Genomic DNA, 24,115 nt, shown 5'->3' with positions numbered 1-24,115 from the left:
CAAAATTGCAGGTTATTGCGCTTTCGCGGTTTTTAGGGTTTCTTTGCCAAGAGATTCTAAGCTGTCTTTAAATTCTTGACCTAATTGAGAAAGCTTTTGACCATCTTGGATCATCTGTTGGCTTAGAGCGTTTAACGCGTTCAACTGACTTGCGTTAAAATCCACCATAGATTTTGCATCTTTGATTTCAGTCGCTTGCTTTAGCTGCTCAATGGATGTTTTAGTGATCTGTTCAGCCGAGTGCAGCTGAATTTTTGAGAGTGCTTCGATGTTTTTTGCTACGATTTGGTTAAACTGTACCGCTGGTGCAAAGAATTGCTCAGTTTGTTCGTTGAATGTTTTGAATAAATCGCTGTACATGGTCTTTTCCTTGTTATCGATTAAATTAACACAATGGATGATAGTGATCAGTTAGCACCACCGAACATCAGGGACAGCTCGCTCCCTCGGTGGTATTTAACCTGAGGTTATTTAGGTTATTGCATATATAAGCCGCCATTGAGCGACAGGGTTTCCCCAGTAATGTAACCGGCTGCATTTGATGCTAAGTAAGCAACTGCGGCTGCAACTTCGTCAGGCGTGGCTAAACGTTGCATCGGTACTTGTGCTTTTATGCTATTTAATACGTCTTCACGCATGGCGCTTACCATAGGCGTTTCCGTGTAGCCTGGAGCTACTGCATTGACGGTGACACCGCTTCTCGCACCTTCATAGGCTAGCGCTTTAGTAAACCCAATCATGCCCGCTTTCGCAGCGGAATAATTTGCCTGCCCAAATTGACCTTTTAGGCCATTAACGCTAGAGATATTAACGATACGACCTTGCTTATTAGCGCACATTGCCGCAAAGACAGGGTTGGTCATATTAAAAAGGGAATTTAGATTGGTGTTGATCACCTCGCTCCATTGCGCGTGGGTCATTTTTTTAAACGCTGAGTCGCGTGTGATCCCGGCGTTGTTTACGAGTAAATCGATATTACCAAATTCTTGTAGGACCTGAGTCATCGCTGCGTGGCATTGCTCAGCGTTAGTCACATCCAAGAATAAAGGTTTTACTGCAGCTGGATTTATTTGTAGCGTGTTAAGCCAGAGATCAAAGTCGGCCTCATTACGCCTTTCGCTTGCTATCGCTATAACAAAAAAATCTTTTTCAATGAGTGTTTTCGTAATAGCAGAACCAATCCCACCAAAGGCACCAGTTACCACTGCAATTTGCTTGTTTTCCATAACGCTCCCGCGAAAAAAAGAGGCTATACCAACATACTTCCTAGCCGAGTTAGCTTATCGAGTATTTTTGCTGGTATTTATGACAAATTGGTCGCGAGTTGATGTCAGTTTGAAGACAGCGGAAACGAAATTAGGAACGCACAACATAAATTTAATTAAGTTTTTTCCAGCTTTTCCGATATGTATAACAATCAGTGTCTATCCCAAGGAGTGAAAATGGATATTCAAATACATCAAGGTGGCTTATCACCGTTAAAGCAACTAGCTGAGTTGAAATCACAGGGCTCGGCTCAAGCTGCTTCCAACCAGTTAGAATCGCAATCCCAAAGCGATGTGGAGGAAAAGCAAGAGGTACCCGCGATGCTTTCCAAAGAACTCGATGACGAAGCGGCTGGTTATAAGGAAGATAACCCTGTATTTAAAGAGGATTATGAAAACTTAGAAAAGGCAATGGACCTCATTCAAGCGCAAATTCGTAAGCTCCAAGAGAGAATTAATAAGCTAATGCAGTCCCAAGAGCAGCGTTTTTTACGGGTCGAACAACTCCCAGACGCGACTAATGATGAGCAGCAAGCTTTAATCGAACATGTAGGCAGTAAAAAGTATCGTGACCAAACAAAAGTAGATGAAGTGAAAGTGCTTGAAGAGCAGCTCTCTGAATTTAAACAGCAAGAAGCGGAACTTCGCATCCAGATGTTAAAGATGATTTTAGCGGAGCGGGAGCGATTAGAGGAGCTTAAACGTAAAGGAAAACGGTAGAAATCAGATAAAGGTCATTAATAAATCATCAGAAATTCAAGAGAATTTTGCTGAAATTGTTACCTTACCCACTCTCATAAAATAATCTCTAACAGAAGAAAGTGAGTAATAAAAATGAAAATAAACATTGGTTTAGCGCTGTTGATGATATCAATGTCTGCTAAGAGTTATGCGCAGCTTACATCCGGTCCTTATCTTGGGCAAACACCACCTGGGGACACACCTCAAGTATTTGCGCTTGGCACGGTGTCAACAGAGCACAGAGATCACAATGCGTTTTTCTCTCCCGACATGAAAACTTTTTATTTTACGCGAAAGGACCTGAACGTGAACCGTTGGAGTTTAATTGCATACGAGCAGCGAGGTGAACAGTGGTATGAAACGGTTGTTGGTCCAAGGGTTGGCAGGCCATTACTAGCACCAGATGGCGTGACCATGCATATGGGGAAATATGTTATGACGCGTCGAGAGGGGAGCTGGTCTGAAGCCAAAAGTCTAGGCCCTATGTTTGATAAAGAAAGCTGGGGGATCATGCGGTTAAGTGCATCTGCGAGTGGTACGTATGTGTTTGACGATTATAAAAGTGGCGATGTTATTAGGATCTCTGAGGTGAAAGACGGTCAACGCCAAAGACCTGTTAAATTAGGTCCTGAAATTAACACTGGTCTATATAATGCGCATCCATTTATCGCGCCCGATGATTCTTACATTATATGGGACGGGGTTCGAGATTCAGGGTTTGGTAACTCAGATCTTTATATCAGTTTTCGTTTGAAAGACGGTAGTTGGGGCGAAGCGATTAATTTGGGAGACAAAGTAAACACGAGTGCTCGGGAGGCGTCAGCGAGTGTAACGCCCGATGGCAAATATCTGTTTTTTAACCGTACCACACCTTCAAGAGATGCTGATATTTTTTGGGTTGATGCTCAGGTCATCGAAACGCTAAGACCTGCCAATTAACTTATTGGCATACAGCGCACAGTGATTACTTCGGTGTGCGCTTTATTCTTTTCTTTAAGTTAGTCAGAGCAAGCTGCTCAACAATGTTATCTACAAAATGAGCTTGATCTTCTGTGATGTTGAAAGGTAATGCTTTAAACCTAAACTCGTCACTAAATCCCTGTTGAATAGCCTGTTTGAAATAGTCCTGAGCCTTGTCATTTTGCTGATGGTAAAGGCTGATGAGGCCGAGGCTAAAGACCAATTCAGGGTTTTGGTTGCCGGCCTTTATCTGGTTGGCAATATCATCGGTATATCTACTTATTGATTGATGCTTAGCAGTGAGAAATGACAAGTATAATTGACTGAATAATGCATATCTACCGTGCTTTTCAACAGTCAGCGCTAAAACATTGGTCGCTTTATCATGATGATTGTTACTTAGATAAGAAAGGGCTGCGAACCAGTTTAATGTCTGAGTATTTGGCGCGGCTTTGGCTAATAAGTTAAGGTGTTGGATGGCTTTTTTATGCTGCGTTTGTTGCTGTAAAAACTGGACGTGTTCTAGTTGTATCCAAGGAGATCCCTTTACTTCAGGGCTGGCGTTGATAAGTACCTTGTTAAACCAGTTGGCCATATGCATTTTGCGCAGGCAGTGGAGGTAGCTAGCAACTACCTTAGGCTCGCTGGGAGAAGCCTCATAAGCTTGGCGTGCTAGTGGGTATGCTTCAATGGGGTTGCCTTGCAAGAGATAGGTCTCGGCTAGGTGTGACTTTAACAAAGGCCAATTAGGTGTATTCGCTATGGTGTCATTTAGAAGTTGTTGTGCTTGATGGTAATGCCCTTGAAGCGTATGTGCTTGAGCCAAAAGCAGATTTGCCGATGGACTATCGGGTGTTAAATCCAGCGCTTTTTCTGTATTGATCCGGCTTTTCGTCAGCGCGTCTGCAACCTGATTATATAAGCTATAGTCACTCAATAATGCTCGACTCAAGCCCTTATAACTCTCATCTACGTCTTGTGATGTTGTGATGCTTTGCTGATACAGCGCTATCGCCCGTAAATTATCTTCTAAAGTTTGTCGGGTAAAGTGCTGCTGGGCGATGCTCAATGTTGCGTCAGAGCTTGTTGAAGAAAATGGTGAGGTAAAAGGGGAGTGATATATACCGATTATACACGCCAGAGCTAGGCCGATACTTCCGCCGGCTAGAGTCGTAAATCGCTTTACTGCTGGCGCTTGCGGTTCATGATTTATCTTATTAACGGTTGCGCTAAAGCGGTATCCGAAGCTGCGTTCAGACACGATATATTCTGGTTTATTGGCATCATCTTCAAGGAGCTTTCGTAGCCTTGCTATTTGTTTTTTAATCGCATCATGAGTCACGACTCGACCAAGCCAAACTTGTTGTTCTAATTGCTGGTGGCTCACAAGGTGAGGTGCATGCTCAATCAGGTTCAGCAACAATCTATGTGCGAGCGGTGTCAGTACATGAGATACATCGCGATGACTGATGGTGCGAGAAGATACATCAAAATCCCATTTTTGATTCAACTGATACTGCAAGTCATAAATCCTGTATTTTTTATTTTATTGATTTAAATGCTTTTAATTGTTCTGTCACGCAATGTCACCAAAGCGCACTGGCAAGCCAGCATTAGACACGTAGAGTAAGACTCGTCATAACAATAAACAAGGATTTACATGAAAGCATTACCCCATTTACTGTTATTTTTATGCCTGTTTTCTATGCCCGCTCAGGCGACGACTCAACTGCAAAAACAACTAGATGACTATATCGCGCAGTATCACCAAATTAAAGAGTTTGATGGTGCCGCTTTGGTTGCTCGAGGATCTGAGGTGTTACTGCAGCAAGGTTATGGATTTGCCAATGTAGAGTGGCAAATAGCAAATCAACCCAACACTAAATTTAAGCTAGCATCAGTGACCAAGCAGTTTACGGCACTTTTGGTATTACAACAGGTTGAGAAAGGAAAGATTGAGCTTGATGCCAACATTTCCAGCTATTTACCCACATACCGAAAGGATACGGGAGGCCAAATTACCATAAGGCAGTTACTTAATCACACGTCAGGCTTACCAGATGTGTTTCAACACCCCGAATTTCGTCAGGTGCAAAGTCACAACCCTTATAATCGCGATGAGTTTATCGACCATTTTTGCTCAGGAGACTTGTTGTTTGAGCCGGGTTCTGCGTTTCGTTACAGCAATGCCGGCTACACTATACTTGGACGTATCCTTGAGCTTGTGAGTGGAAACAGCTACTGGCAACTACTTGAAAAGCAAATATTAGCACCGCTAGATATGAAAGAAACTGGATTTGCCGATCATAAGCAGGTAATTAAGGGCCTAGCGAATGGTTACGATACCACGTTAAAGGGGTTCAAACATGCCGATTTTATTGACATGACAGTGCCTTTTTCCGCGGGCGCAATGTATTCAACGGTGCAAGATATGTATAAGTGGGAGCGTGCATTATACACAGATAAACTATTAACGCCTGAAATCAAGAGATTGTTATTTACCCCTTCCAAACACAGAAATTACGGATTTGGCTGGGAAATCACCAACAAAGGAGATGACAGTCAAATTAAAACGCTGGTTCACCATGGCGGTGGAATCCCAGGGTTTGGGGCAAAGATTGCAAGAGTATTGGAGGACAAAACGGTTATTATTTTACTGGATAATACAGGCGGCGCACCATTGACACAGATGGTTGATGGCATACTTGAAATCCTTGCAGGTAAAGCTGCAGCATCGCCCAAGTTAAGTCCATATCGGCTGCTTTTTGCAACGATTTTATCTGACGGTGTTGAAGTTGCGATTAAAAGTTATCAGCACCAAACTCGTGCGGGGAAGGGATTAAGTGAGCGCCAACTAAATCGCTTTGGGTATCAATTATTGGAAGTCGGTTATTACGACGCCGCAATTGAATTTTTCAAATTGAATGTTGCGGCACACCCAAAAAGCGCGAATACCTATGACAGTCTCGCTGAGGCGTATCTTATTAAAGGAGATAAAACCAATGCACGTGTTACTTACCTGCAGCTATTGCAACTAGATAGTAACCATGAGGCGGCTAAGAGATTTGTAGAATCCGTCCTAAAGTGAGCGCTGCAATCAACTTTTGCTATGTCTGTTACCGAGCATTGTTTTTTTGATGATAGAGTGCCTCAATTATATAGCGCCTAGCCGTACCTAGGCTTAGGCGCTATTTATCCATTATGGCGGTATTTTAGAGCGTAAACTTGTCGACTTGCGACTTTAAGTCGTGGGCAAGTTTACTCATTTCATTACACGCCGTCGCGGTTTGGTTGGCGCCTTCGGTCATTTCAACAGCCGAGTAATTGATAGTCTCGATATTTTTGTTCAGCTCCTCTGAAACCACAGATTGCTGATGACAAGCTGACGCGATCTGTGTACTCATGGCTGCGATGCTATCAATTTGAGATTCAATTTGATGGATCATATTGCCGGCGACTTCTGATTGCTCAACGCAAAGTGCAATACCCTGCTCACAGCTCTTGGTTGCCACGCCGGTTTCCTTCGACTTGGTTTGTAGGTCATTGACAATTTCGACAATTTGCGTGGTTGAATCTTGGGTACGTTGGGCCAGTGAGCGGACTTCATCCGCAACAACAGCAAAACCACGTCCCTGAGCACCTGCACGAGCAGCTTCAATAGCAGCATTTAATGCTAATAGATTCGTTTGCTCCGCGATTTCTCTGATTACGTCAACAACCACATTAATGTTGTGTGAGTTTTTTTCGAGATTATTGGCAAGTTCACCTGCAGATGTGACTGTTTGTGCAACGTCTGAAATATGATTGATATTTGATTTAAGTGCGTCGCTGCCTTCTCTGGCTTTTTCACTTGCCTGATTTGCTGATTCAGCGCCCATTTCTGTACTTTTAGCCACTTCACTAATCGCCGCTTGCATCTGTGTCATCGCGGATGCGACGGATTGCAGCTCATTTTGCTGTACATTCATACCTTGTGCATTCTGGTAAGAAATGGCATTTACTTCTTCTACTGCCGCAGTTAATTGAATGGCTGAGTCATTGATCATGGTGATCAAGGCGTGTAACTGTGAACGCATTTTTTCTAAAGATTGGGTCAATAAACCGAGCTCGTTCTTACCTGTATCTTCAAGTGCAATTGCGTGATTTAGCTCGCCACGGGCTATCTTACTCGCAAGATCCACGGATAAAGCAAGCGGTGTCTTAATCGCTTTACTCAAAAGTATGCAGATAATGACTATGGTTACTGCAACGAGTAATCCAGAAATCGCTAAAGTAAATAGGGTGCTATTAACTGCTGATATAGCCGAGCGCTCAGAATTTTCAACACTGCTATCATTTAATGCTTCCAGTTCACTAAGCTCAGACATGGCGTTGGCAAACACTGGATAGCTATCCAAAATAATACGATTTGCTTCATTTGCGTTGCCACTTAGGATAAGGCTTTCGTAATGATAAGTCGCATTGACGTATCGCTGCCAAGCGGTAATAAACGCATTGAACAGTGCCTTTTCTTCTTTGCTGACTGGCAATGATTGATAAAATGCTATCTTGTCATTCAATGACTTCTTCAGATCTCTTAAAATAGCAAGCCAGTTGTGCACCTCTGGGTCTTCAGGGTTTAATGCAGTACTAAACTCATCTTTACGTATGGTTGCTAAGTCAATTTTAATGTCTTTAATGGTTTCCATAGATGGAATGCTGGTTCTGACAATGTAGTTTAGATTGGCATTCACTTCTTTCATTCCTTGGTAGCTCATCAGGCCTACGCTAATGAAAATGACAAAAAGTAAGGTGAAACTTAACGTTATTTGGTTAGATATAGATAGTTTTTTTAACTGCATTATTGGAGCTCAACGAAACCATTAGTGGTGATTGATATTTGAAGGGGCGGTATTGTATTTGAAAAGTGGGTGGTATTAGTAATTAAATATTTTTTGCGAATGTTTTCAGTTTGTATTATTTGTTGATTAAATTTGGTGTTTTGGGATTGTGGTTTTTTATTGAAAAATTAATATGGTTTTTTATTCTCTTTTAGTGGTTTTATTTTCGAAAAGCACGCTTTTTTAAAATTTGCTAAATTACTTTGTTTTTTTGTTTAAAGTCTTAGTGTTATGGGGTTTTATGGATAGTGTTTAATTATGAGGTTGAAGTGTGGTCTATAGGTGAATTAAAATTCACCCTAAACTGAAGTTGTAAAAAACTGCATAATATTGATTTCGTTAACTCGCTATGAAGTAATAGAAGTATTTGAGCTATTTAGACTTCATACCTTTTATCTCGTTGCCTAGTCATTTCATCAAGTACCATTTGGATCATCTGTTGCTTTATATCAGCATGCTGTGATTTAAGTTCATCAAGTTGTTGGGTTAAAATCTCAATTTCTTTTTCTGTTTCATTATCGCGATACTGTTTTGCGCCGGTATGCTCATATCTCAGGATATTTTCTTGTGTTGTTGGGATATCAGCATCGCTTACTGTGGATACTTTTATGGCTCGTTGTAGAGGTGTTTTTTTTAACTCGCTAATAAGCTGTTGTAAATGTTGGATTTGCTCTTTCATTAGGGCTTCTGACTGCTCTAACATTTCATATTGTTGCTTAAAATTTGGGTTGTTACCTTTGTATTTCTTTGCCTGTTTGTCCATAAACTCAGTCAATATGGCTTCATTTGTAGGTTTTTCTTCCGTTTCTTCTGTGGAATTACTCGTGGCAGTAGGTGTTTCGTTGTTTGCGTTTGGTGCGCCGGCAAAGTGATGTGGCTTCATTTGAATTTCCATAACGTTATCCTTGTTATCTCTATTTCTAACTGTATCGGAGTATTTCCTGATTTCTTTAGCTGTTTGGTTAAACCCCGCTAAGCTAACAAGGTTGGATATAAGGAGTCAGTGAAATGAAGGTATGGTTGGTTATTAGTATTTTGTTTTTTAGCTGTAATAGCTTAGCTAAATGTGAAGATCAAGGATTTAGACAGTTTGATTTTTGGCTTGGAGATTGGTCGGTAACGAGTGTAGGAGGCCTTGAGTCTGGGCGTAATCGCATTACCCGTGAGTATGATGGCTGTGTTATTAAAGAAAGTTATACCACTGAACTTGGGTATCGTGGTGAGAGTATAAATATTTATGATGCATCCACTCATCGTTGGCATCAAACTTGGGTGGATAATAGCGGACTGTTGTTGCGGTTGGATGGTGAGTTTCATGAAGGGAAAATGGTATTACAAGGGGATAGGAAAAATGCAGCAGGTATTAAGGTGACGGATAAGATAACATGGACTGCGAACCCAGATGGTACGGTACGTCAGGTTTGGCTGAGTAAGCAAGGGGCTGAAAAGTGGCAAATAGTATTTGATGGATTGTACAAAAAGGAGACTGAAAAATGAGAAAACTGATTATTAGCTTTATGTGGTTTGTTAGCAGTATTTGCTATGCCCAATCGGAAACGATCACACAGCAAGCACTGATGGTAAATCAAATGTCAGCAGACGCTTACACCATAGTGGACGTACGAAGCCCTGAAGAGTTTGCCGCAGGACATATCAAAGGGGCAATAAACATTCCTTTTAACGAGATTGAGACGCATCAGGAAGAACTGACTAAATTGACTGATACACCACTCGTTGTGTACTGCCGCTCTGGGCGTAGGGCTGGCATCTTTATTGAGGCACTAGCGCCAAAAGGCTACACCTTAAAACACCTAGAAGGTGATATGAATAAGTGGCTGGCGAAGTCTTTACCTGTGGTGAAGAAATAGGGGCTCCCTACTTTTTGAGTAAATAACCTGAGGTTTGGATAAGGAATGTTCCAACTCATTGTTTCTAAAGCACAACTTAGTTTTTCCTTGTCTAGCCAGAGAGTTTTAGGGAAAACAAGGCGAATTTACGCACCAATAGCTGGCTATTGGAAGTGAATTCAACGCAGTTAGCGCTAAAACTGGCTGCTAGAAAGGCATTAATTATCCGCAGCTCAGGTTAAATAGTAGCGGGTAAAAACAAAAGGTAAACGGCAAAGCTTAATAAGTTTTGGTCACTACCACACTTGAATTGCGCTTCAAATAACGGCATATAACTAAAAAAGGGACTTGAAAGAGTTGGTAATATAAATGATAATCACTATCGTTTTCATAATGAAGTTAATTTAGGGAAAAACGATGTGCTCTTCATCTTCACGTACAATAAATAATTCTTTAAAACTCTCTCTTTGCGCCACTTTTGTGCTGTTCTCACTACACGGCAATGCACATGCCGCTGAAGTTGCTGATGATACGTTAGCTGCTGATGCCGCGGGTGATGGTAGGGCTCAAGAACTAGAGCATATTTATGTGACTGGTACGAGTGTAAAAAATTACACCGAGTCTTCGAACAAAGCGGCATTAAAAATGATTTTATCACAGCGTGAGACGCCTCAAGCGGTGACCGTTATCACAAATCAAATGATGCAAGATTGGCAGACGGTTAACATTGATGAGATCTTGGAACATGCAACGGGCTTTTATGCAAAGCGGGGAGCCAGTCTTGATAGGACACGTTTTTCTGTACGTGGCGGTGATGTCAATTTAATCCAAATAGACGGTGTGCAACAGTTCCCAGGTGGCCGAAGACCAAATGTAAATGGTGATGCGGTTGCTTATGAGCGTGTTGAGATTGTACGTGGTGCAAATGGTTTATTAACTGGCGTTGGTGACCCAACCGCGACCGTCAACTTAGTAAGAAAACGTGCAACAAGCGATGAGTTTAAGGGCAGTGTGGCGGTTTCGGCTGGTAGTTGGGATAATTACCGCGCAGAGGTGGATGTGGCGAGTGGGTTAAACCAAGAGGGCAGTATTCGCGGCCGCTTTGTTGCTGCACATTATGAAAGAGATTCCTACATTGAGCGTTATAGCCAGGAGAAAACGTCTATATATTCTACCGTTGAGGCTGATCTGACCGATTACACCTTATTGCGACTCGGTGTGGAATATGCTGATACTGCTTCAAAAGGGGCGATAAATAGCCACTCTCAACCTTACTTTTACGCTGATGGTAGTCGCTATCAGGGACGCCGTGGTGACACCGGGATGACGGCAAAATGGAGTAGCTGGCCAATCGAAGAATACACCTATTTTGTTGGGCTTGATCACGCGTTTGAAAACGATTGGCAACTCCATGCCATCGCGACATACAATACCATTGAGATGCAAGGTGGGCAGCTCTTTTTCGTTTATCCTGATGGGCCTATTAACCCAGATGGTAGCAGCGATAATGGATTCGGTTACAGTGCTGTAATAAGTAGCTCCGAAGATGAACAAAAGACAATAGACTTGTCACTCCAAGGCCCGGTTGAGTTATTTGGTCGTACGCATGATGTCATTTTCAGCTATAACCAATTCAAGCGGGAGCGTACGTCATTTGGTAATGAAGCCGACCAGACTACTATTTCATTAGAAGGGTTAAATTTTCACGATTGGACAGGTGACGTGCCGCGCTATCCATTTAAAGATTTAGGCCGTGATAGTTTGACGGTAACAGACTCTAATGGTGGATTTGTGGCCGTGCGTGTTAACCCGCATGATGATGTTAAACTTATTGTTGGCGCTAGGATCACCAATTGGGAGTACGATATTGACCTTTATGATCCTAATAACGGTAAGTTTCTTCGTAACCGCTATCATGAAAAGGTGGATACAGAAGTCACCCCTTATGCCGGGCTCGTGGTTGATATTAATGAGCAATATAGTGTTTACGCGAGCTACACAGAGGCATTTCAGCCGCAAGCCTACTTTGATATCAATGATAAAATGCTCGACCCAAGCACCGGCGAAAGCTATGAGCTCGGGGTAAAAGGTGAGTTACTTGATGACACCTTGAACTTTACGGCGGCGGTGTATCGTAATGTTGAAAATGGGCTTGCGATTGTCGATCCAAACTACCCAGACAGCTATCTAACTCCGCAGGGCAATAGGCCATATATTCAGCGCGGTGAAGGCGATACGACAGAAGGCTTTGAAGTTGAATTTACAGGCTCTATCAATGAGCAGTGGAATATCAGCTTAGGGCTATCAAAACACAAAACTGAATCAAAAGATGGCAAAGAGCTGTTAACGGATCAGCCCAAAGAGCTCATAAACCTGTATACCACCTATGACTTTAGCGAGTTTGTTGACGGCTTGACTGCGGGGCTTGGAATTAATTGGCAAGGTAGCTTTTATGCAATACCACAAAGGCCATTGCCGGGCGGCGGTAGCGAGGCGTATAAGATCACACAATCTTCCGGAGCGTTACTTAATTTAATGGCAAGATATGAAGTGAGTGAACAGCTTAGTGTGTCGCTTAACTTCAACAACCTACTGGATGAAAGTTACTACAACAGTATTTCATCTTGGGACGGCTATGTAATGCACGGCGAACCGTTCAATTGGCAATTAGGGATGCGCTATAGCTTTTAGTGAGTCAACCTAAGCTTGGGTGACTTAAGCTTAAAATACGGAGTGCACCGCCGAGGCGGTGCATTTTTTTGCCTTAAATTTTTTTGCTTCAACATAATAAACCTGAGCTGCGGATAATTAATGCCTTTCTAGCAGCCAGTTTTAGCGCTAACTGCGTTGAATTCACTTCCAATAGCCAGCTATTGGTGCGTAAATTCGCCTTGTTTTCCCTAAAACTTGCTGGCTAGACAAGGAAAAAACTAAGTTGTACTTTAGCAACAATGAGTTGGAACATTCCTTATCCAAACCTCAGGTTAATAAGCAAACTGGCATTAGATTTTGCATTGTTCCGCAACTCCGTTATTATATGAATTATATATGATATGTATATGGTTTATATAAATGGGTATCGTAAAAATTTCAGATGAACTACACGATGAGATCCGTGAAGCAAGCACTGTGATGTCGCGCTCAATCAATTCACAGGCTGAGTTTTGGATTAAAATTGGGCGACTTGCCGAGCGCAATCCAACGCTTACGTTTACAGAGATCATTACGGCAGAAATGACGCGAGTGAAGTCACAACAGCCAAAAGGAAATTGAGATGCAAGAGGTTACCTTCAAAACCGCTGATGAGATCCAATTGATGCGCGAAAGCGGGCGATTGCTTACGCAAGTGTTTGACTATATTGATAGTTGGATTGAACCCGGAATTTCTACGCTAGAGATTAATGACAAAGTGCACAACTTTATTGTTGATGAGCTTAAAGCGCGTCCTGCCAGCCTTGGTCAATATGGTTATCAGTTCGTCCTTAATAGCTCTGTGAACGAGGTCGTGTGCCATGGTGTGCCGAGTAAATCACAAATCTTAAAGTCTTCTGATATTGTAAACATCGATATTACGCTTGAGAAAAATGGCTTTATCAGCGACTCCAGCAAAATGTATGTGATGCCAGACGCATTACTCCCAGCCAAAAAATTAGTGGCAACGACTTACCAAGCGATGTGGGCTGGAATAAAAATGGTTAAACCTGGAGCAAAGCTTGGGGACATCGGTGCGGCTGTACAGCAAGTGGCTGAAAAAGCCGGTTACACTGTGGTACGCGAGTATTGTGGTCATGGGATCGGTAGAGAGATGCATGAAGCGCCAAATGTATTGCACTATGGCAAAGCAAATACCGGGATGACGCTAAAGCCTGGGATGACCTTTACCATTGAGCCGATGATCAATCAGGGTAGCGCAAAAATTAAAACCAAAAAAGATGGCTGGACTGTGGTAACCCGAGATAAAAAGCTATCGGCGCAGTGGGAGCATACTGTGTTGGTAACAGATGACGGCGTTGAAGTGTTAACCCTAAGAGCGGAAGAAGCGTAAGCAGTGCTGTACTTACGCTTGTTTTAGCATCAAGTGGGTATAACGACCTAGAGATGCATAGGGCTCTTGGCGATTGTATTTAAGCTCTAAGGCGAGCAAAGCGTCAAAATCTTCATCCGCCTTACTCAACTCCCTTAAATAGTCATGAAAACAGCGAACACCGGTTTTTTGCATAACGCTGAGTTTTGCCTTATCAAGCCAAGTTGCCATGTCAGTTTGGCTAATTGGTTTATTGGGACTGAGACCTACTTTTTGCTTTACTTTAAGGCCTTTTTGCACATAGTCGAAGTTACCGTACACCATATTGGCCATCAGGTGCGCCTCATGGTTGAAATACATTAGCGAAAGCAAGCCAGTTTCGCTTAGTTGCGACTTTAGCAGCATAAGCGCACTTTGTTGCTCAACCAGCCATTCAAGCACCGCATGGCACAATACTAAGTCGAATTGTCCTAAGTTCAGCGTATCGAGTGCTTGCAGGGGCGCGTGGATAAAATGCAGCAGGTCATTTAGTCCGGCTTCATGCGCGCGCGTTTTGGCAAGTTCAAGCATCTCTTCTGAAATATCAATCACAGTGACATGGTGGCCAAGCGATGCTAGAAAGAGCGCCAATTGCCCTTGTCCGCCGCCAACATCTAATATGCGTTTGCCACTTGATTGCGTTAACCAGTCAACTTGTGCGCTCAAGTCACGCTTGAGCACAGCTTCTCTGATTTTGCCTTTATTGGTGCCATAGATATTGTTTTTAAACTTGTGCGTCAGTTCAGCAAAGTTTCTATCTGTCGGTGCCGGTTTTTGCTGCTGCTTTTTTCTAGCCATATGCGAGATCACACCAAACGGTTAAACCGGGTTGTCGATATCAATAAATTCAACATCCAAACCATATTGCGCTGCCAAATATTCACCAAGTGCCTTCGCGCCGTAACGCTCTGTGGCATGATGTCCCGCCGCGATAAAGTGGATCTGTTGCTCGTTAGATGAATGAATGGTTTGCTCTGATGCTTCACCCGTTAAGTAGGCATCAATGCCTTGGTTTGCTGCGAGATCGATAAAGCTTTGCCCACCACCTGTACACCAAGCAATAGTGCTAATTGGATGATCGCCTGCAACATTTAAGAGCGGCTTTCTACCGAGTTTTTCTTCAACTAAAGCGGCAAAATCAACAGCAGTCATTGGCGTCGTTAATTTACCTTTTACCGCTACGCTATTTTTATTCCAAGGTTCAAGCGGTCTTTCATATTCAAGCCCAAGTAGCTTACCGAGCTGTGCGTTATTCCCGAGTTCAGGATGAACATCCAGTGGAAGGTGGTAAGCGATTAAGTTGATGTCATTGGCAAGCAGGGCTTGTAGGCGGCGCTTTTTCATGCCCGTGACACATTGATCTTCCCCTTTCCAAAAATAGCCGTGGTGAACCAAAATGGCATCTGCACCTCGTTCAATAGCGGCATCAATTAAAGCTTGGCTGGCGGTAACACCTGTGACGATTTTTTGGATTTCGTCTGTCCCTTCTACTTGCAGACCATTTGGACAGTAATCGTTAATTTGAAATGGCTTCAGTAATTCCGTTAATTGATTCACTAATTTGGTTCGTTTCATAACACCCCCTAACTCTCAGATAGCGCTAGTTTAACTGGTTTTACGATAGATCAAAAAGGGAGAATATCGTGGGGGTGGAAAAGAAAAATGAGCCGCTCGTCCATGAGTGAGCTCATTGGGCTAGTAACTGGTTTGTTATTAAGGGTTTGTCACCTCGACGTCTTGTCCTGTTTGCAGGCGCTCAGCACCGCGAACGGCGACTCTATCACCGGCATGTAAGATATCGCTGGTGCGGGGAGTAATTTCCACCCATTGGCCTTTGCCATTGCCGACGGTGACAGGAATTTGTTCGGCTTTATTTTGCTCATCTATTTTGACGATATGGGTGCCTTGTTTACGTAATATTAAGGCGTCCCGGTCAACCAGCAATACGGCTTGTTTGCTGGTGAGCGGCACCGCTACATCAACTAATTGACCAATTGCCCACCTATGGGTTTGATCTGCTGCGAGTGTTGCACGCACTTCAACGGTTTGTGAGCGCGGATCGGTTGAGGGGATCACCGCTGTGACTTTTGCTGACGTGTTATCTGGCTGCGATAAATCACCAGAACGGATTGACAGCGCTATGCCTTTTTGCAAAAACTTTAAGTATTTAACGGGCACATATAGGCGAACTTCTAGATGATGGATATCTAATATGGTGAGCAGTTCGTCGGCGCGGTTTATTTCTCGACCCGCGCGCTTAAAACGTTCACTGATAACGCCATCAAATGGTGCACGGACCGTTGCGCGAGTCAATTTATCGTCAATAACCTTAAGTTCGACTTCTGCTAAGGCGATATCCGACAGCGCTAGGTCATGTTTATTTTGCATTTCATCGACTTGACTCTCTGCCGCACTGCTGGTTTTTGCGAGCTTCTTTAATCGAGTCAATTCTTGTTGATATAAGCGTAAATTGATCTTGGCTCGATTTAATAATTCGGCTTGGCGGGCCTTATCGAGTTCCAGCGGAAGTGTATCCATACGTACTAAGATTTCGTCTTTTGCGACACTGGTACCGGGTTCTGCTACGTACAACAAACGGCCACTAACTCCGGCGGTCAGCGTCACGTCGTCTTTCCCATACAGTGTGCCACTAACTTCAATTTCGCTCGTGAGAGGGGCTTTTGTCACTTCTGCGACGGTGACTGGCACCACGGCGATGGCTTGTGGCGCAACGATCCCAGCACATAGTGCTAGGGCCTGAAGTGTCTGTTTTATTGGGTTTTTCATTCTATTCTCACTACTTACTGATTGGCAACTAGGCTGAGCGGGGCTTTGGCCGTTGATTTGTTTGTTTCGGATGGCGGAGTTTGCCGCCCAAGTTGCAATAAACTCGGCATCAACACTAAGGTAAATAAAGCACTGATAGCCATACCACCGACGATGACAGTCGCAAGGCCGCGGTAGATTTCTGAGCCTACGCCTGGCATGAGCATGAGTGGCAGCATGCCAAACAGACTGGTCAAGGTGCTTAAGTAAACGGGTCTTGCTCTTAGTAACACCGCTTGTCTGACCGATGCTTCACGGCTCATGCCTGATGCCATCGCAACGCGAGTCTGATCCACCAGCAAAATGGCATTATTAACGACCAGCCCGAGCAAGATGATAAAGCCTATCATCGTCAGTAAATCCAAGGACTGGAAGGTAAAGAGGTTTAAGATATACAGAGCCAGCACGCCACCTGCGATAGCCAGTGGCATCACTAACAATACCAAGGCGCTGTCTTTGGCGGACTTGAACAGCGCGGTCATTAACAAAAATAAAATGAACAATGCGAGGACAAAATTCAACGCCATTTCTTCCATTGCGGAATTCATCTTTTGCGCATTCCCCGCCAAAATAGCACCAGCACTGGCCGGCAGGCTTGCGCGCACTTTTGGCATTACCTGTTCACTCAAGATGGTTTGCACTTGCTGCAGGCTCATATCAGCCGGAGGCGTGACAACAATGCTGACCGTACGGCGACCGTTGACACGCCGCAGTTGCGTCGGGCCAACTGTACGCTCTATATTTGCCAACTCGCCGAGAGTTTGAATTCCTGACTGAGGTGTTACGATGGGCAAAGCTTTTAGTTCCTCAGGGCTTTGCCAAGGGATACCACGAAGGATAACATTCATGCGCTCGTTACCATCAAAATACTCATTGACGAATAATCCACCGGTATAAGCTTGTACCGCTTGAGACACATCTCGACGCGTTAATCCCGCTTGGGTGATCCTGCGATCGTTAGGCGTTAATCTAAGCTCTGGCTCTGCCATATCCAATCGCGGCTGAGGTCTGGCCGTTGCCTCTGGTAGCACGGTTTGTACTGCCTGTAAAGCCACTTGAGCTGCTGAGATTAAGTCGTCCATATTGGGACCTGTGAGGTCAATATTAATATCGCGACCATCGCCGCCATTGGCGACTTGGATCATCGAGCCGCGAAAGAAAAACACTTGAGTATCGGGAAGGTCAACGAAGATTTCTTCTCTGGCCACTTTCATCAGTTCTTCAACACGTTGAGGGTCGGCTGAATAGATAAAACCGCCAGCATTAGAGCCAAACGCATAGAAATTAAAGTCTTTAATACCAGGTTCTTTTTCGCCTTGGTAATAGGGCATTAAGCGTTTTTTCACGCGCAGCAGCAATTCTTCTTCCATAAACTGTACGTTGCCACCAGGTGGTGTCACTAGGTTAAAGAAAAAGCCATCGGTGGGGGCTCTTGGCATAAAGTCAGTTTTTGGCAGCATGGTCATGGTTGCAACCACCGAACCACCCAGTAATACGCCAATCCAAGTAAGTTGCTTTACTCTGTTATTGGTCAACTTCATGATGAAGTTGGTGAGCTTTTGCCAGTATTGATGATAAGGATCTGGTTTTAGTTCAGAGTCTGGCCACAAATGGTTTGCCAGTGGAATAAGGGTAATAGCACACAACATTGACGCAATAACGGCAATCGAGAGTGTCAGTGCTAAATCAGAGAATAGCTGTCCCTCAATACCCGCCATAAAGAGAATAGGTAAAAAGATGGCGACGCTGGTGGTTGTCGAAGCAAATAATGCTCCTGTCACTTGGGCAGCTCCTTTTAAGGCGGCTTTTTTGTTATCGAATCCTTCAGCTCTTAAGCGTGAGATATTCTCTTGGACTATGATAGCGGCGTCTAGTACAAGGCCCACTGCAAATGCCAATCCCGCCAACGAGATCACATTTAGACTACGGTCAAAGATATTAAGTGCGAGAAAGGCGACCATCAATGAAATGGGGATTGTAGCTGCAATCACCAAGGTTGCTTTTAAGCCTCTAAAAAATAGCCACAGAATTAAACAAGATAAGAGTACCCCAAGGCCTAAGTTACTTTTTACTAAAGAAAGTGCATTTCGAATGTGGACGGAGGCATCAAAGCTGAGCTCAATCGATAAGCCATTTTCAGCCAGCGGCCCTTGGTTTAATTCATCAATTGCAAGGTTGATTTCATCAAGCAAGGCAACGGTATTTGCTTCGTTGACCCGAGAGAGCCGAATATAATAGGCCGGTTTACCATTGCGGCCACTCATGCCCAAACGGTCTGAAAAGGTGCGCTCAACACTTGCAATATCACCTAAGTAGATTGGCCTGTCCCCAGAGTAGCCGACACGCATTTGAGCCATACTGGAAAGGTCATATTGGCCAGTGAATCGCACGGTATATTGACGACGCCCAACGTTGGCAAGACCTCCAGAAGTATCGCGAGAGCTTGCAAGTACATTACTGATTTGATCTAAACTAATACCAAGCGCGGCGGCTTTGTGCGGATCAAAAGTAACACGCAGCTCTTTTGGCCGCTCACTCGCTAGATCGACACGTGCCACGCCGGGAATACGTGCAAGTCTTGGTTCAATAAACTCGTCGATTTGCTTTTGAAACTGCGCCATATCAAAATCGAGACTATTTGCCTGATAGTCTTTGGGCGTGACCAACAAAGTGGCTGCTGCTTCACCGTTATTACCGCCGGCGAATACGACTGGGTCTAGCGCATCAAGTGGCAACGGTGGGGCTTGATTTAAGCTTGTTAGCACATCTAGCATCGCTTGTTGCATATTTGCACCCACCGCAAATGTTAGCGTAATAGAGCCATTACCACGATTGATGTTGGTATTAACCTCAAGTGCGCCAGGTGTGTTTTTTACCGCATTTTCTAGCGGTTCGATGATCACTGATTCTATTTCTTCTGGGGCGGCTTGGCGCCATCCCGAGAAAATCGTGATCTGTGGTTGCTCAATATCTGGCGTCAACTGAATGGGCAGTTTAAATATACTTAACAGCCCAAATAAAATAATCAACACCAAGATGACAATTACACTCGCTGGGTTTTTTAGCGAACTGCGTGTCACATTCATCGGTACGTTTCCAATCTTGCTTTTTCTGCATTGTAGTGTGATGTAAAAAAAGTGCCAGTAAGGTGAAATTTACGTTTGCTAAAGCTAGCGCTAAATTGGCAAAAATAAGCGATAAAGTGCGGTTCTGTAATACCTTGTAACGCTTTTTTATAGTTTGAAAAACTTTTTGATCTGAATTAAAGGCAATTGAACTTGCACTAGTAAGATCAATAGAAGTGGCTAAACTTAGCTGGGCATGATCAGTTCTTTGCAATAATTGATAAATGATGTTCAAAAGGAGGTTATATGTACGTTGCGTTGAAATGGGACCATATTATCGGGGCACATTTTGTGCAGTGGATTGTCGTAAAGTGCAATGGTATATCGGATAAATTTGGATTACCTCAAGCCTTACCACCTAGGCGTGATATTGCCTATTTCACTGATCCTCAATCGGCGGAGCAAGATGCTAAACAATTTGCGGATTACAAAAATACCGGGCAAATGGCGGATATTGAAAAAAAATACTCACCTAATTTGGGGGAGCACCATGGCTTTTGTCACTATGCGTGGGATCACACCTATCTCGGTGAATTAGTAAAGCACGCTGTGCTCTATTGGGAAGATGGCAAACACTTCTCACCTGAGCCATATCGAAGCGATATTGCTTATTTTATTGATCCGCAAACAAGTGAAATGGATAGTATTTTCTTTGCACAATATAAACTAGAGCGAGCAAGGTTGCTTAGGCAGAAGCAAGACGCAGGCTAATACCAATTGGTATAGCATATCGACTCACCTCATCGATTGATGAGGTGAGTTTGTCTAAGCAATTACTGAGCGTTGTCTATATCACTTTGCGCGTAAGTTGGGTAGTCACTTGGTTTAAAGCGATTGAGGTTATTGAGGAAACGACTGTCTTTAACGGGCAAGGTGGCGGAGCCATAATCATATTGATTGAGCTTTTCTCGTAATGCTGTGTTCGAAATTCCATCTCCAGCCATTTTGTACCAACTGATGATAGCGGGTGTGACAAAGCGGTGATAGTTGTTTTCAGCGATTTCGTTTGATTTGGCAAAGCGCAGTGCATGGGTCAAAATGCCGTCTTTATGATAGACAATTTTTAAGTGGCCATTTTCGAATGGTAGCTCATTAGCAGGTTTAGTGAATAAGTCGCCATGTGCGCTATAGCTACCATGTGTAACTATCCCATCTCGAGTCCATACCGCTGCATATTCCCAGTCATGGCGGTGACCACCACCAAAGTAGTCGAACACTTGGTCTTTTTTGAAGTAAAGTGCATAGAAGTGTCCACAATACTCGCCGTTAGTTGTTGTTTTACAGGCGTAGCGGTGCACAGTATTAGAAGTATTTAAAAATTGATTATCTCTGCAATCTCCTGTGATGCGGCCCGATGTTTTTAGCCCTGAATTTTGCGCGCCAGTTCTACTGATCCCAGCACTCGGCAGGCAACCATCACCATCAAAATCAAACACAGGTTCAGTACCGTTGATAATGTAGGGTGCTGGGAGGGCTTCGTCTAATGCAGCAAAGTCATTGGCGTAAGCATATTGTGCAGACGCAGCAATAATCGCGAGGGACAATAAAGGGAGTTGTGTTGTTGTCATACAGCTTTCCTTAATAAACGCGGTTGTGCTGTTTTGCACAACCGCTATTGATTAGAATCTAAGGTTAAAAACTAAGTATGACTTAAATGTATATTTAATGTTAAGTTTTTTGTTGGTTATTCAGCTTGTTTTGAAAGTCAGATCTGACAATTTCAAGTGCAGCCATGACTTCCTCCGCAGGAAGATCATGCTCCTCTAACAACATAATGAGGTCGACGGCAAGCTTTACATGAGTTGGCGCTTGTTCTAAAGGGGTACTCATACTTGAAATTGTTCCTTTTTAGCGATTTGTGAAATGGCAAAATCAATCGCACGCTCTACCGCCTGTTCCATTTTTACACGCTCGGGCTGAGGCAGGTAAAACTCCATGTCGACATCGTAGCGAATATAACGCGATGGTAGTTGGTTCAATACAGTACAACAAAAGTCAGCCATTACGTCTTCATCATAAATTTTATCTAACTTACGACGGACGATATGTTCGACGACCAGCTTCTCATAATAATTATGAATATCATCATGTAACTTCATACAGCCTCCTGCACATTCCTTTTAAGTTTATATCATAATAGCGGGGTTATCGAACAAAGCCAAAAAGGTTTGTTGATGTATATCTACAAGATGATCAACGTCGCGCTGGTAGCCCCCACCAAGAGCAAAAGCTAATGGGATATTGAGGTGATGAGCATACTCAAAAACAATCGAATCTCGAGCTCTAACACCTTGCTTTGAAACACTAAAGTGTCCTAGTTCATCGCCTTGATAGACGTCTGCACCAGCGTTATAGAGGATGATGTCTGGCTGGTATAATCGAACCGCCAGTTGTAAGGCTTTGCGGACGGTTGCCACATATTGCGCATCCTGTGTATTCACAGGTAAGGCAAAGTCCAAATCGGATTGCGGTTTAATGCGAGGAAAGTTACTTTCACAGTGGATGGAGCAGGTAATGATATCGTCTCTATCTGCAACGATCGTTGCTGTGCCATCGCCTTGATGTACGTCACAGTCAAAGATCAGCACTCGCTCAACCCGTTGATGGGCAATGAGCGTTGCCGCGACCACCGCCCAATCATTAAATATGCAAAAGCCGCTGCCAAAATCGCGATGTGCGTGATGATAGCCGCCGCTTAAGTTTGCTCCAAATCCATATTCGAGCGCATACTTTGCTGCCGCTAAACCGCCACCTAGAGAAATCAAAGTGCGTTCAACTAGTTGCTCACTCCAAGGAAAGCCCATTTTTTTAATTGCTTTTTCGCTCAACGTGCCGTTTAGAAAGCCATCAACGTAATTATTGTCGTGGCAAAGTTGCAGTGCATCAGCTGTGATTTTTTGCTCGGGTTCTTTGATAAATTTAGCAAATTTACTGGCGTTTATTCGTTGGTATAATTTTTTATACTTGCTGATAGGGAAGCGATGCTTTTCAGGCAGGCTCAACTCGCTATAAATAGGGTGGTAGTACAGCATTAACGGCTCTGACTTTTCTCAACTTCTTGAATTTTTTGCTCGGTGGCGGAAATGGCTTTTCTACAGCGGCCAAGGCGGGCATGAAGGGCTAATATTTCGGCATTGAGCTTGGCAGCTTGAGTGGGATCTGCTTTGTCCATCTGTAGTCTTCTGAGATCAATCATTTCTTGCAGTCGACGCTCAAATTCATGATTTTGTGACAGCTCCTGATATAACTCATGGGACGACTGCATAATCTTCTGCACTGCCTTCTTATACACTTTGGCTTTTTTTGGTGTATTCAGTTTGTTTTCTTTCGCCCAGACCGGGGTTGATTTTAACACCTTCAACACGGCTTCCATTTGTGAACCTATCCGCTCGATGGCAAATGTAAAGGCGTGGCGCTGCGCACTTGGCGGTAGGTGGGACATTGCTTCTGCTATTTCTTCAACATAGTCGCTGAGCTTTAAGCTTTTAGTTCGAAATACACGGGCATCAAATAAGCTGGGCTGTGCCTGCATATAACGATTCTTATCAAACCATTTCGCGGAGTCAAATTGCGCTGCTTGTTGCTTTAAGCGGCTGACTTGTTGCTCAAGCTTGATAAGCCCTGTGCTCACGAGAAATAAGCCTCAAAAATGAGCTTGCCAGCAAGTACAATAACCACAGTGTTAAAGAGTGGTTTGATTAGTTTGTTGCCAAACTTAATCGCAGAATGCGCACCAAGCCAAGCTCCAAACATTAAAAAGGCGCCCATGGTGATACCCAGCATAAAGTTAACATGACCCAAGGCTACAAAGGTGATAAGCGAGATAAAGTTGGAAACAAAGTTCATTGAACGAGCAAGACCACAGTTTAAAAGTAAGCTCATTTTATAGAGCATACTGTTAGACGCAGTCCAAAACGTGCCAGTACCAGGCCCTGCCATACCATCAAAAAATCCCAACGATAAACCTTGCGCCCACTGCTTGATTTTGAGTGCTCGATTCGCTTCTGGCAAAGTATGGGAATCTGTTGGGCTTAGCCTACCGACTAAGCTATAAATTGCGACAGCGATGATAATAACGGGGATAAGTTTATTTAAAAACTCGATACTTAAAAAGTCGACAAGTAATGTGCCCAATACGGCACCTATCGCAGTGGCAATAATAGAGCCAATCCAAAAGCTAGGTTTGAATAACTGCTTTTTGTAGTAGGTAAAGCTCGCGGTTAAGGAGCCAAAACTCGCGGCGAGCTTGTTGGTACCTAAGGTTAAATGCGGAGGAAGGCCAGCAGTAAGCAAAGCTGGTACGGTTAGCAGCCCACCACCACCTGCAATTGCATCAATAAATCCAGCAGCCAGTGCGACTAAGCAAAGTAACCCCCAAGTTGTGGGATCTAAAGCGAGTTCAAACATT

General features: G+C 43.7%; 24 protein-coding genes. 9 read left to right on the top strand and 15 right to left on the bottom strand.

The window, feature by feature from the left end; translation table 11 throughout:
• Positions 1–12: 12 nt before the first annotated feature.
• Together PNC201_RS12700 and PNC201_RS12695 are read right to left on the bottom strand one after the other, a co-directional pair.
• Positions 13–360: a phasin family protein gene (locus PNC201_RS12700; protein ID WP_102057262.1), complete on the bottom strand. Its 348-nt coding sequence runs from the start codon at positions 358–360 to the stop codon at positions 13–15.
• Between the two features lie 116 nt (positions 361–476).
• Complete coding sequence (locus tag PNC201_RS12695) at positions 477–1,226, bottom strand: SDR family oxidoreductase (protein ID WP_010606554.1); 750 nt, start codon at positions 1,224–1,226, stop codon at positions 477–479.
• Between the two features lie 216 nt (positions 1,227–1,442).
• On the opposite strand from PNC201_RS12695, the gene PNC201_RS12690 reads away from it, so the two are divergent.
• Entirely contained in the window at positions 1,443–1,985 is a 543-nt protein-coding gene (locus PNC201_RS12690; protein WP_010606555.1) for a hypothetical protein, read from the top strand.
• Between the two features lie 114 nt (positions 1,986–2,099).
• Entirely contained in the window at positions 2,100–2,945 is an 846-nt protein-coding gene (locus PNC201_RS12685) for a PD40 domain-containing protein (RefSeq protein WP_102057261.1), read from the top strand.
• Positions 2,946–2,970: 25 nt separating this feature from the next.
• Here the strand turns inward: PNC201_RS12685 and PNC201_RS12680 are convergent, their stop codons facing one another.
• Complete coding sequence (locus tag PNC201_RS12680; protein WP_102057260.1) at positions 2,971–4,488, bottom strand: winged helix-turn-helix domain-containing protein; 1,518 nt, start codon at positions 4,486–4,488, stop codon at positions 2,971–2,973.
• A 138-nt stretch (positions 4,489–4,626) separates the two neighbouring features.
• Between PNC201_RS12680 and PNC201_RS12675 the strand changes: the two genes are divergently transcribed.
• A complete protein-coding gene (locus PNC201_RS12675) occupies positions 4,627–6,054 on the top strand; it encodes a serine hydrolase domain-containing protein (RefSeq protein WP_010606558.1) in 1,428 nt (475 codons plus the stop codon).
• Positions 6,055–6,178: 124 nt separating this feature from the next.
• Here PNC201_RS12675 and PNC201_RS12670 read toward each other — a convergent pair whose 3' ends face one another.
• Complete coding sequence (locus PNC201_RS12670) at positions 6,179–7,807, bottom strand: methyl-accepting chemotaxis protein (RefSeq protein ID WP_102057259.1); 1,629 nt, start codon at positions 7,805–7,807, stop codon at positions 6,179–6,181.
• 415 nt (positions 7,808–8,222) lie between these two features.
• Complete coding sequence (locus tag PNC201_RS12665) at positions 8,223–8,741, bottom strand: hypothetical protein (protein ID WP_010606560.1); 519 nt, start codon at positions 8,739–8,741, stop codon at positions 8,223–8,225.
• Positions 8,742–8,854: 113 nt separating this feature from the next.
• On the opposite strand from PNC201_RS12665, the gene PNC201_RS12660 reads away from it, so the two are divergent.
• The 5 genes from PNC201_RS12660 to map all read left to right on the top strand — a co-directional run bounded on the left by PNC201_RS12660 (position 8,855) and on the right by map (position 13,738).
• Positions 8,855–9,343, top strand: coding sequence for a hypothetical protein (locus PNC201_RS12660; protein WP_102057258.1), 489 nt, complete (start codon positions 8,855–8,857; stop codon positions 9,341–9,343).
• Positions 9,340–9,714 (top strand): rhodanese-like domain-containing protein, encoded by a 375-nt coding sequence (locus PNC201_RS12655; protein ID WP_102057257.1) that lies wholly within the window; start codon positions 9,340–9,342, stop codon positions 9,712–9,714. Before PNC201_RS12660 ends, PNC201_RS12655 begins: the two co-directional genes overlap by 4 nt.
• Positions 9,715–10,110: 396 nt before the next feature.
• A complete protein-coding gene (locus tag PNC201_RS12650; RefSeq protein ID WP_102057256.1) occupies positions 10,111–12,384 on the top strand; it encodes a TonB-dependent siderophore receptor in 2,274 nt (757 codons plus the stop codon).
• Between the two features lie 381 nt (positions 12,385–12,765).
• Entirely contained in the window at positions 12,766–12,966 is a 201-nt protein-coding gene (locus PNC201_RS12645) for a ParD-like family protein (protein ID WP_010606564.1), read from the top strand.
• A gap of 1 nt (position 12,967) precedes the next feature.
• Positions 12,968–13,738 (top strand): type I methionyl aminopeptidase, encoded by a 771-nt coding sequence (gene map / locus PNC201_RS12640; RefSeq protein ID WP_017216249.1) that lies wholly within the window; start codon positions 12,968–12,970, stop codon positions 13,736–13,738.
• A gap of 12 nt (positions 13,739–13,750) precedes the next feature.
• Here map and PNC201_RS12635 read toward each other — a convergent pair whose 3' ends face one another.
• From PNC201_RS12635 to PNC201_RS12620, 4 genes are all read right to left on the bottom strand, one after another.
• Positions 13,751–14,554, bottom strand: coding sequence for a methyltransferase domain-containing protein (locus PNC201_RS12635; RefSeq protein WP_102057255.1), 804 nt, complete (start codon positions 14,552–14,554; stop codon positions 13,751–13,753).
• Between the two features lie 21 nt (positions 14,555–14,575).
• Positions 14,576–15,331 (bottom strand): Nif3-like dinuclear metal center hexameric protein, encoded by a 756-nt coding sequence (locus PNC201_RS12630; protein WP_102057254.1) that lies wholly within the window; start codon positions 15,329–15,331, stop codon positions 14,576–14,578.
• 138 nt (positions 15,332–15,469) lie between these two features.
• Positions 15,470–16,543, bottom strand: a complete 1,074-nt coding sequence (locus PNC201_RS12625; protein ID WP_102057253.1) for an efflux RND transporter periplasmic adaptor subunit — start codon at positions 16,541–16,543, stop codon at positions 15,470–15,472.
• A 14-nt stretch (positions 16,544–16,557) separates the two neighbouring features.
• Complete coding sequence (locus PNC201_RS12620; RefSeq protein WP_102057252.1) at positions 16,558–19,668, bottom strand: efflux RND transporter permease subunit; 3,111 nt, start codon at positions 19,666–19,668, stop codon at positions 16,558–16,560.
• A gap of 285 nt (positions 19,669–19,953) precedes the next feature.
• Here PNC201_RS12620 and PNC201_RS12615 point away from each other — a divergent pair, with 285 nt between their 5' ends.
• Entirely contained in the window at positions 19,954–20,418 is a 465-nt protein-coding gene (locus PNC201_RS12615) for a hypothetical protein (RefSeq protein WP_102057251.1), read from the top strand.
• A gap of 62 nt (positions 20,419–20,480) precedes the next feature.
• Here PNC201_RS12615 and PNC201_RS12610 read toward each other — a convergent pair whose 3' ends face one another.
• The 6 genes from PNC201_RS12610 to PNC201_RS12585 form a co-directional block, all read right to left on the bottom strand.
• The gene (locus tag PNC201_RS12610; protein ID WP_010606571.1) at positions 20,481–21,275 is read right to left on the bottom strand and encodes an NPP1 family protein; all 795 of its coding nucleotides are present in this window, start codon (positions 21,273–21,275) and stop codon (positions 20,481–20,483) included.
• 100 nt (positions 21,276–21,375) lie between these two features.
• The gene (locus tag PNC201_RS12605; protein ID WP_010606572.1) at positions 21,376–21,537 is read right to left on the bottom strand and encodes a DUF2496 domain-containing protein; all 162 of its coding nucleotides are present in this window, start codon (positions 21,535–21,537) and stop codon (positions 21,376–21,378) included.
• Positions 21,534–21,806 (bottom strand): late competence development ComFB family protein, encoded by a 273-nt coding sequence (locus tag PNC201_RS12600; RefSeq protein WP_010606573.1) that lies wholly within the window; start codon positions 21,804–21,806, stop codon positions 21,534–21,536. Before PNC201_RS12600 ends, PNC201_RS12605 begins: the two co-directional genes overlap by 4 nt.
• A 27-nt stretch (positions 21,807–21,833) precedes the next feature.
• Entirely contained in the window at positions 21,834–22,739 is a 906-nt protein-coding gene (locus PNC201_RS12595; protein WP_102057250.1) for a histone deacetylase family protein, read from the bottom strand.
• Positions 22,739–23,338, bottom strand: a complete 600-nt coding sequence (locus PNC201_RS12590) for a primosomal replication protein (RefSeq protein WP_010606575.1) — start codon at positions 23,336–23,338, stop codon at positions 22,739–22,741. The genes PNC201_RS12595 and PNC201_RS12590 overlap by 1 nt, the downstream gene beginning before the upstream one ends.
• On the bottom strand, positions 23,335–24,114 hold the full coding sequence (locus tag PNC201_RS12585) for a TSUP family transporter (protein ID WP_010606576.1): 780 nt from the start codon (positions 24,112–24,114) through the stop codon (positions 23,335–23,337). The genes PNC201_RS12590 and PNC201_RS12585 overlap by 4 nt, the downstream gene beginning before the upstream one ends.
• Between the last annotated feature and the right edge of the window lies 1 nt (position 24,115).

Origin of the sequence: Pseudoalteromonas sp. NC201 (assembly GCF_002850255.1) — a bacterium.
In the GTDB taxonomy this organism is placed as follows: Bacteria; Pseudomonadota; Gammaproteobacteria; order Enterobacterales; family Alteromonadaceae; genus Pseudoalteromonas.
The sequence above is the reverse complement of the archived record's forward strand: the minus strand, read 5'-3'. Positions and strand labels throughout refer to the sequence as shown.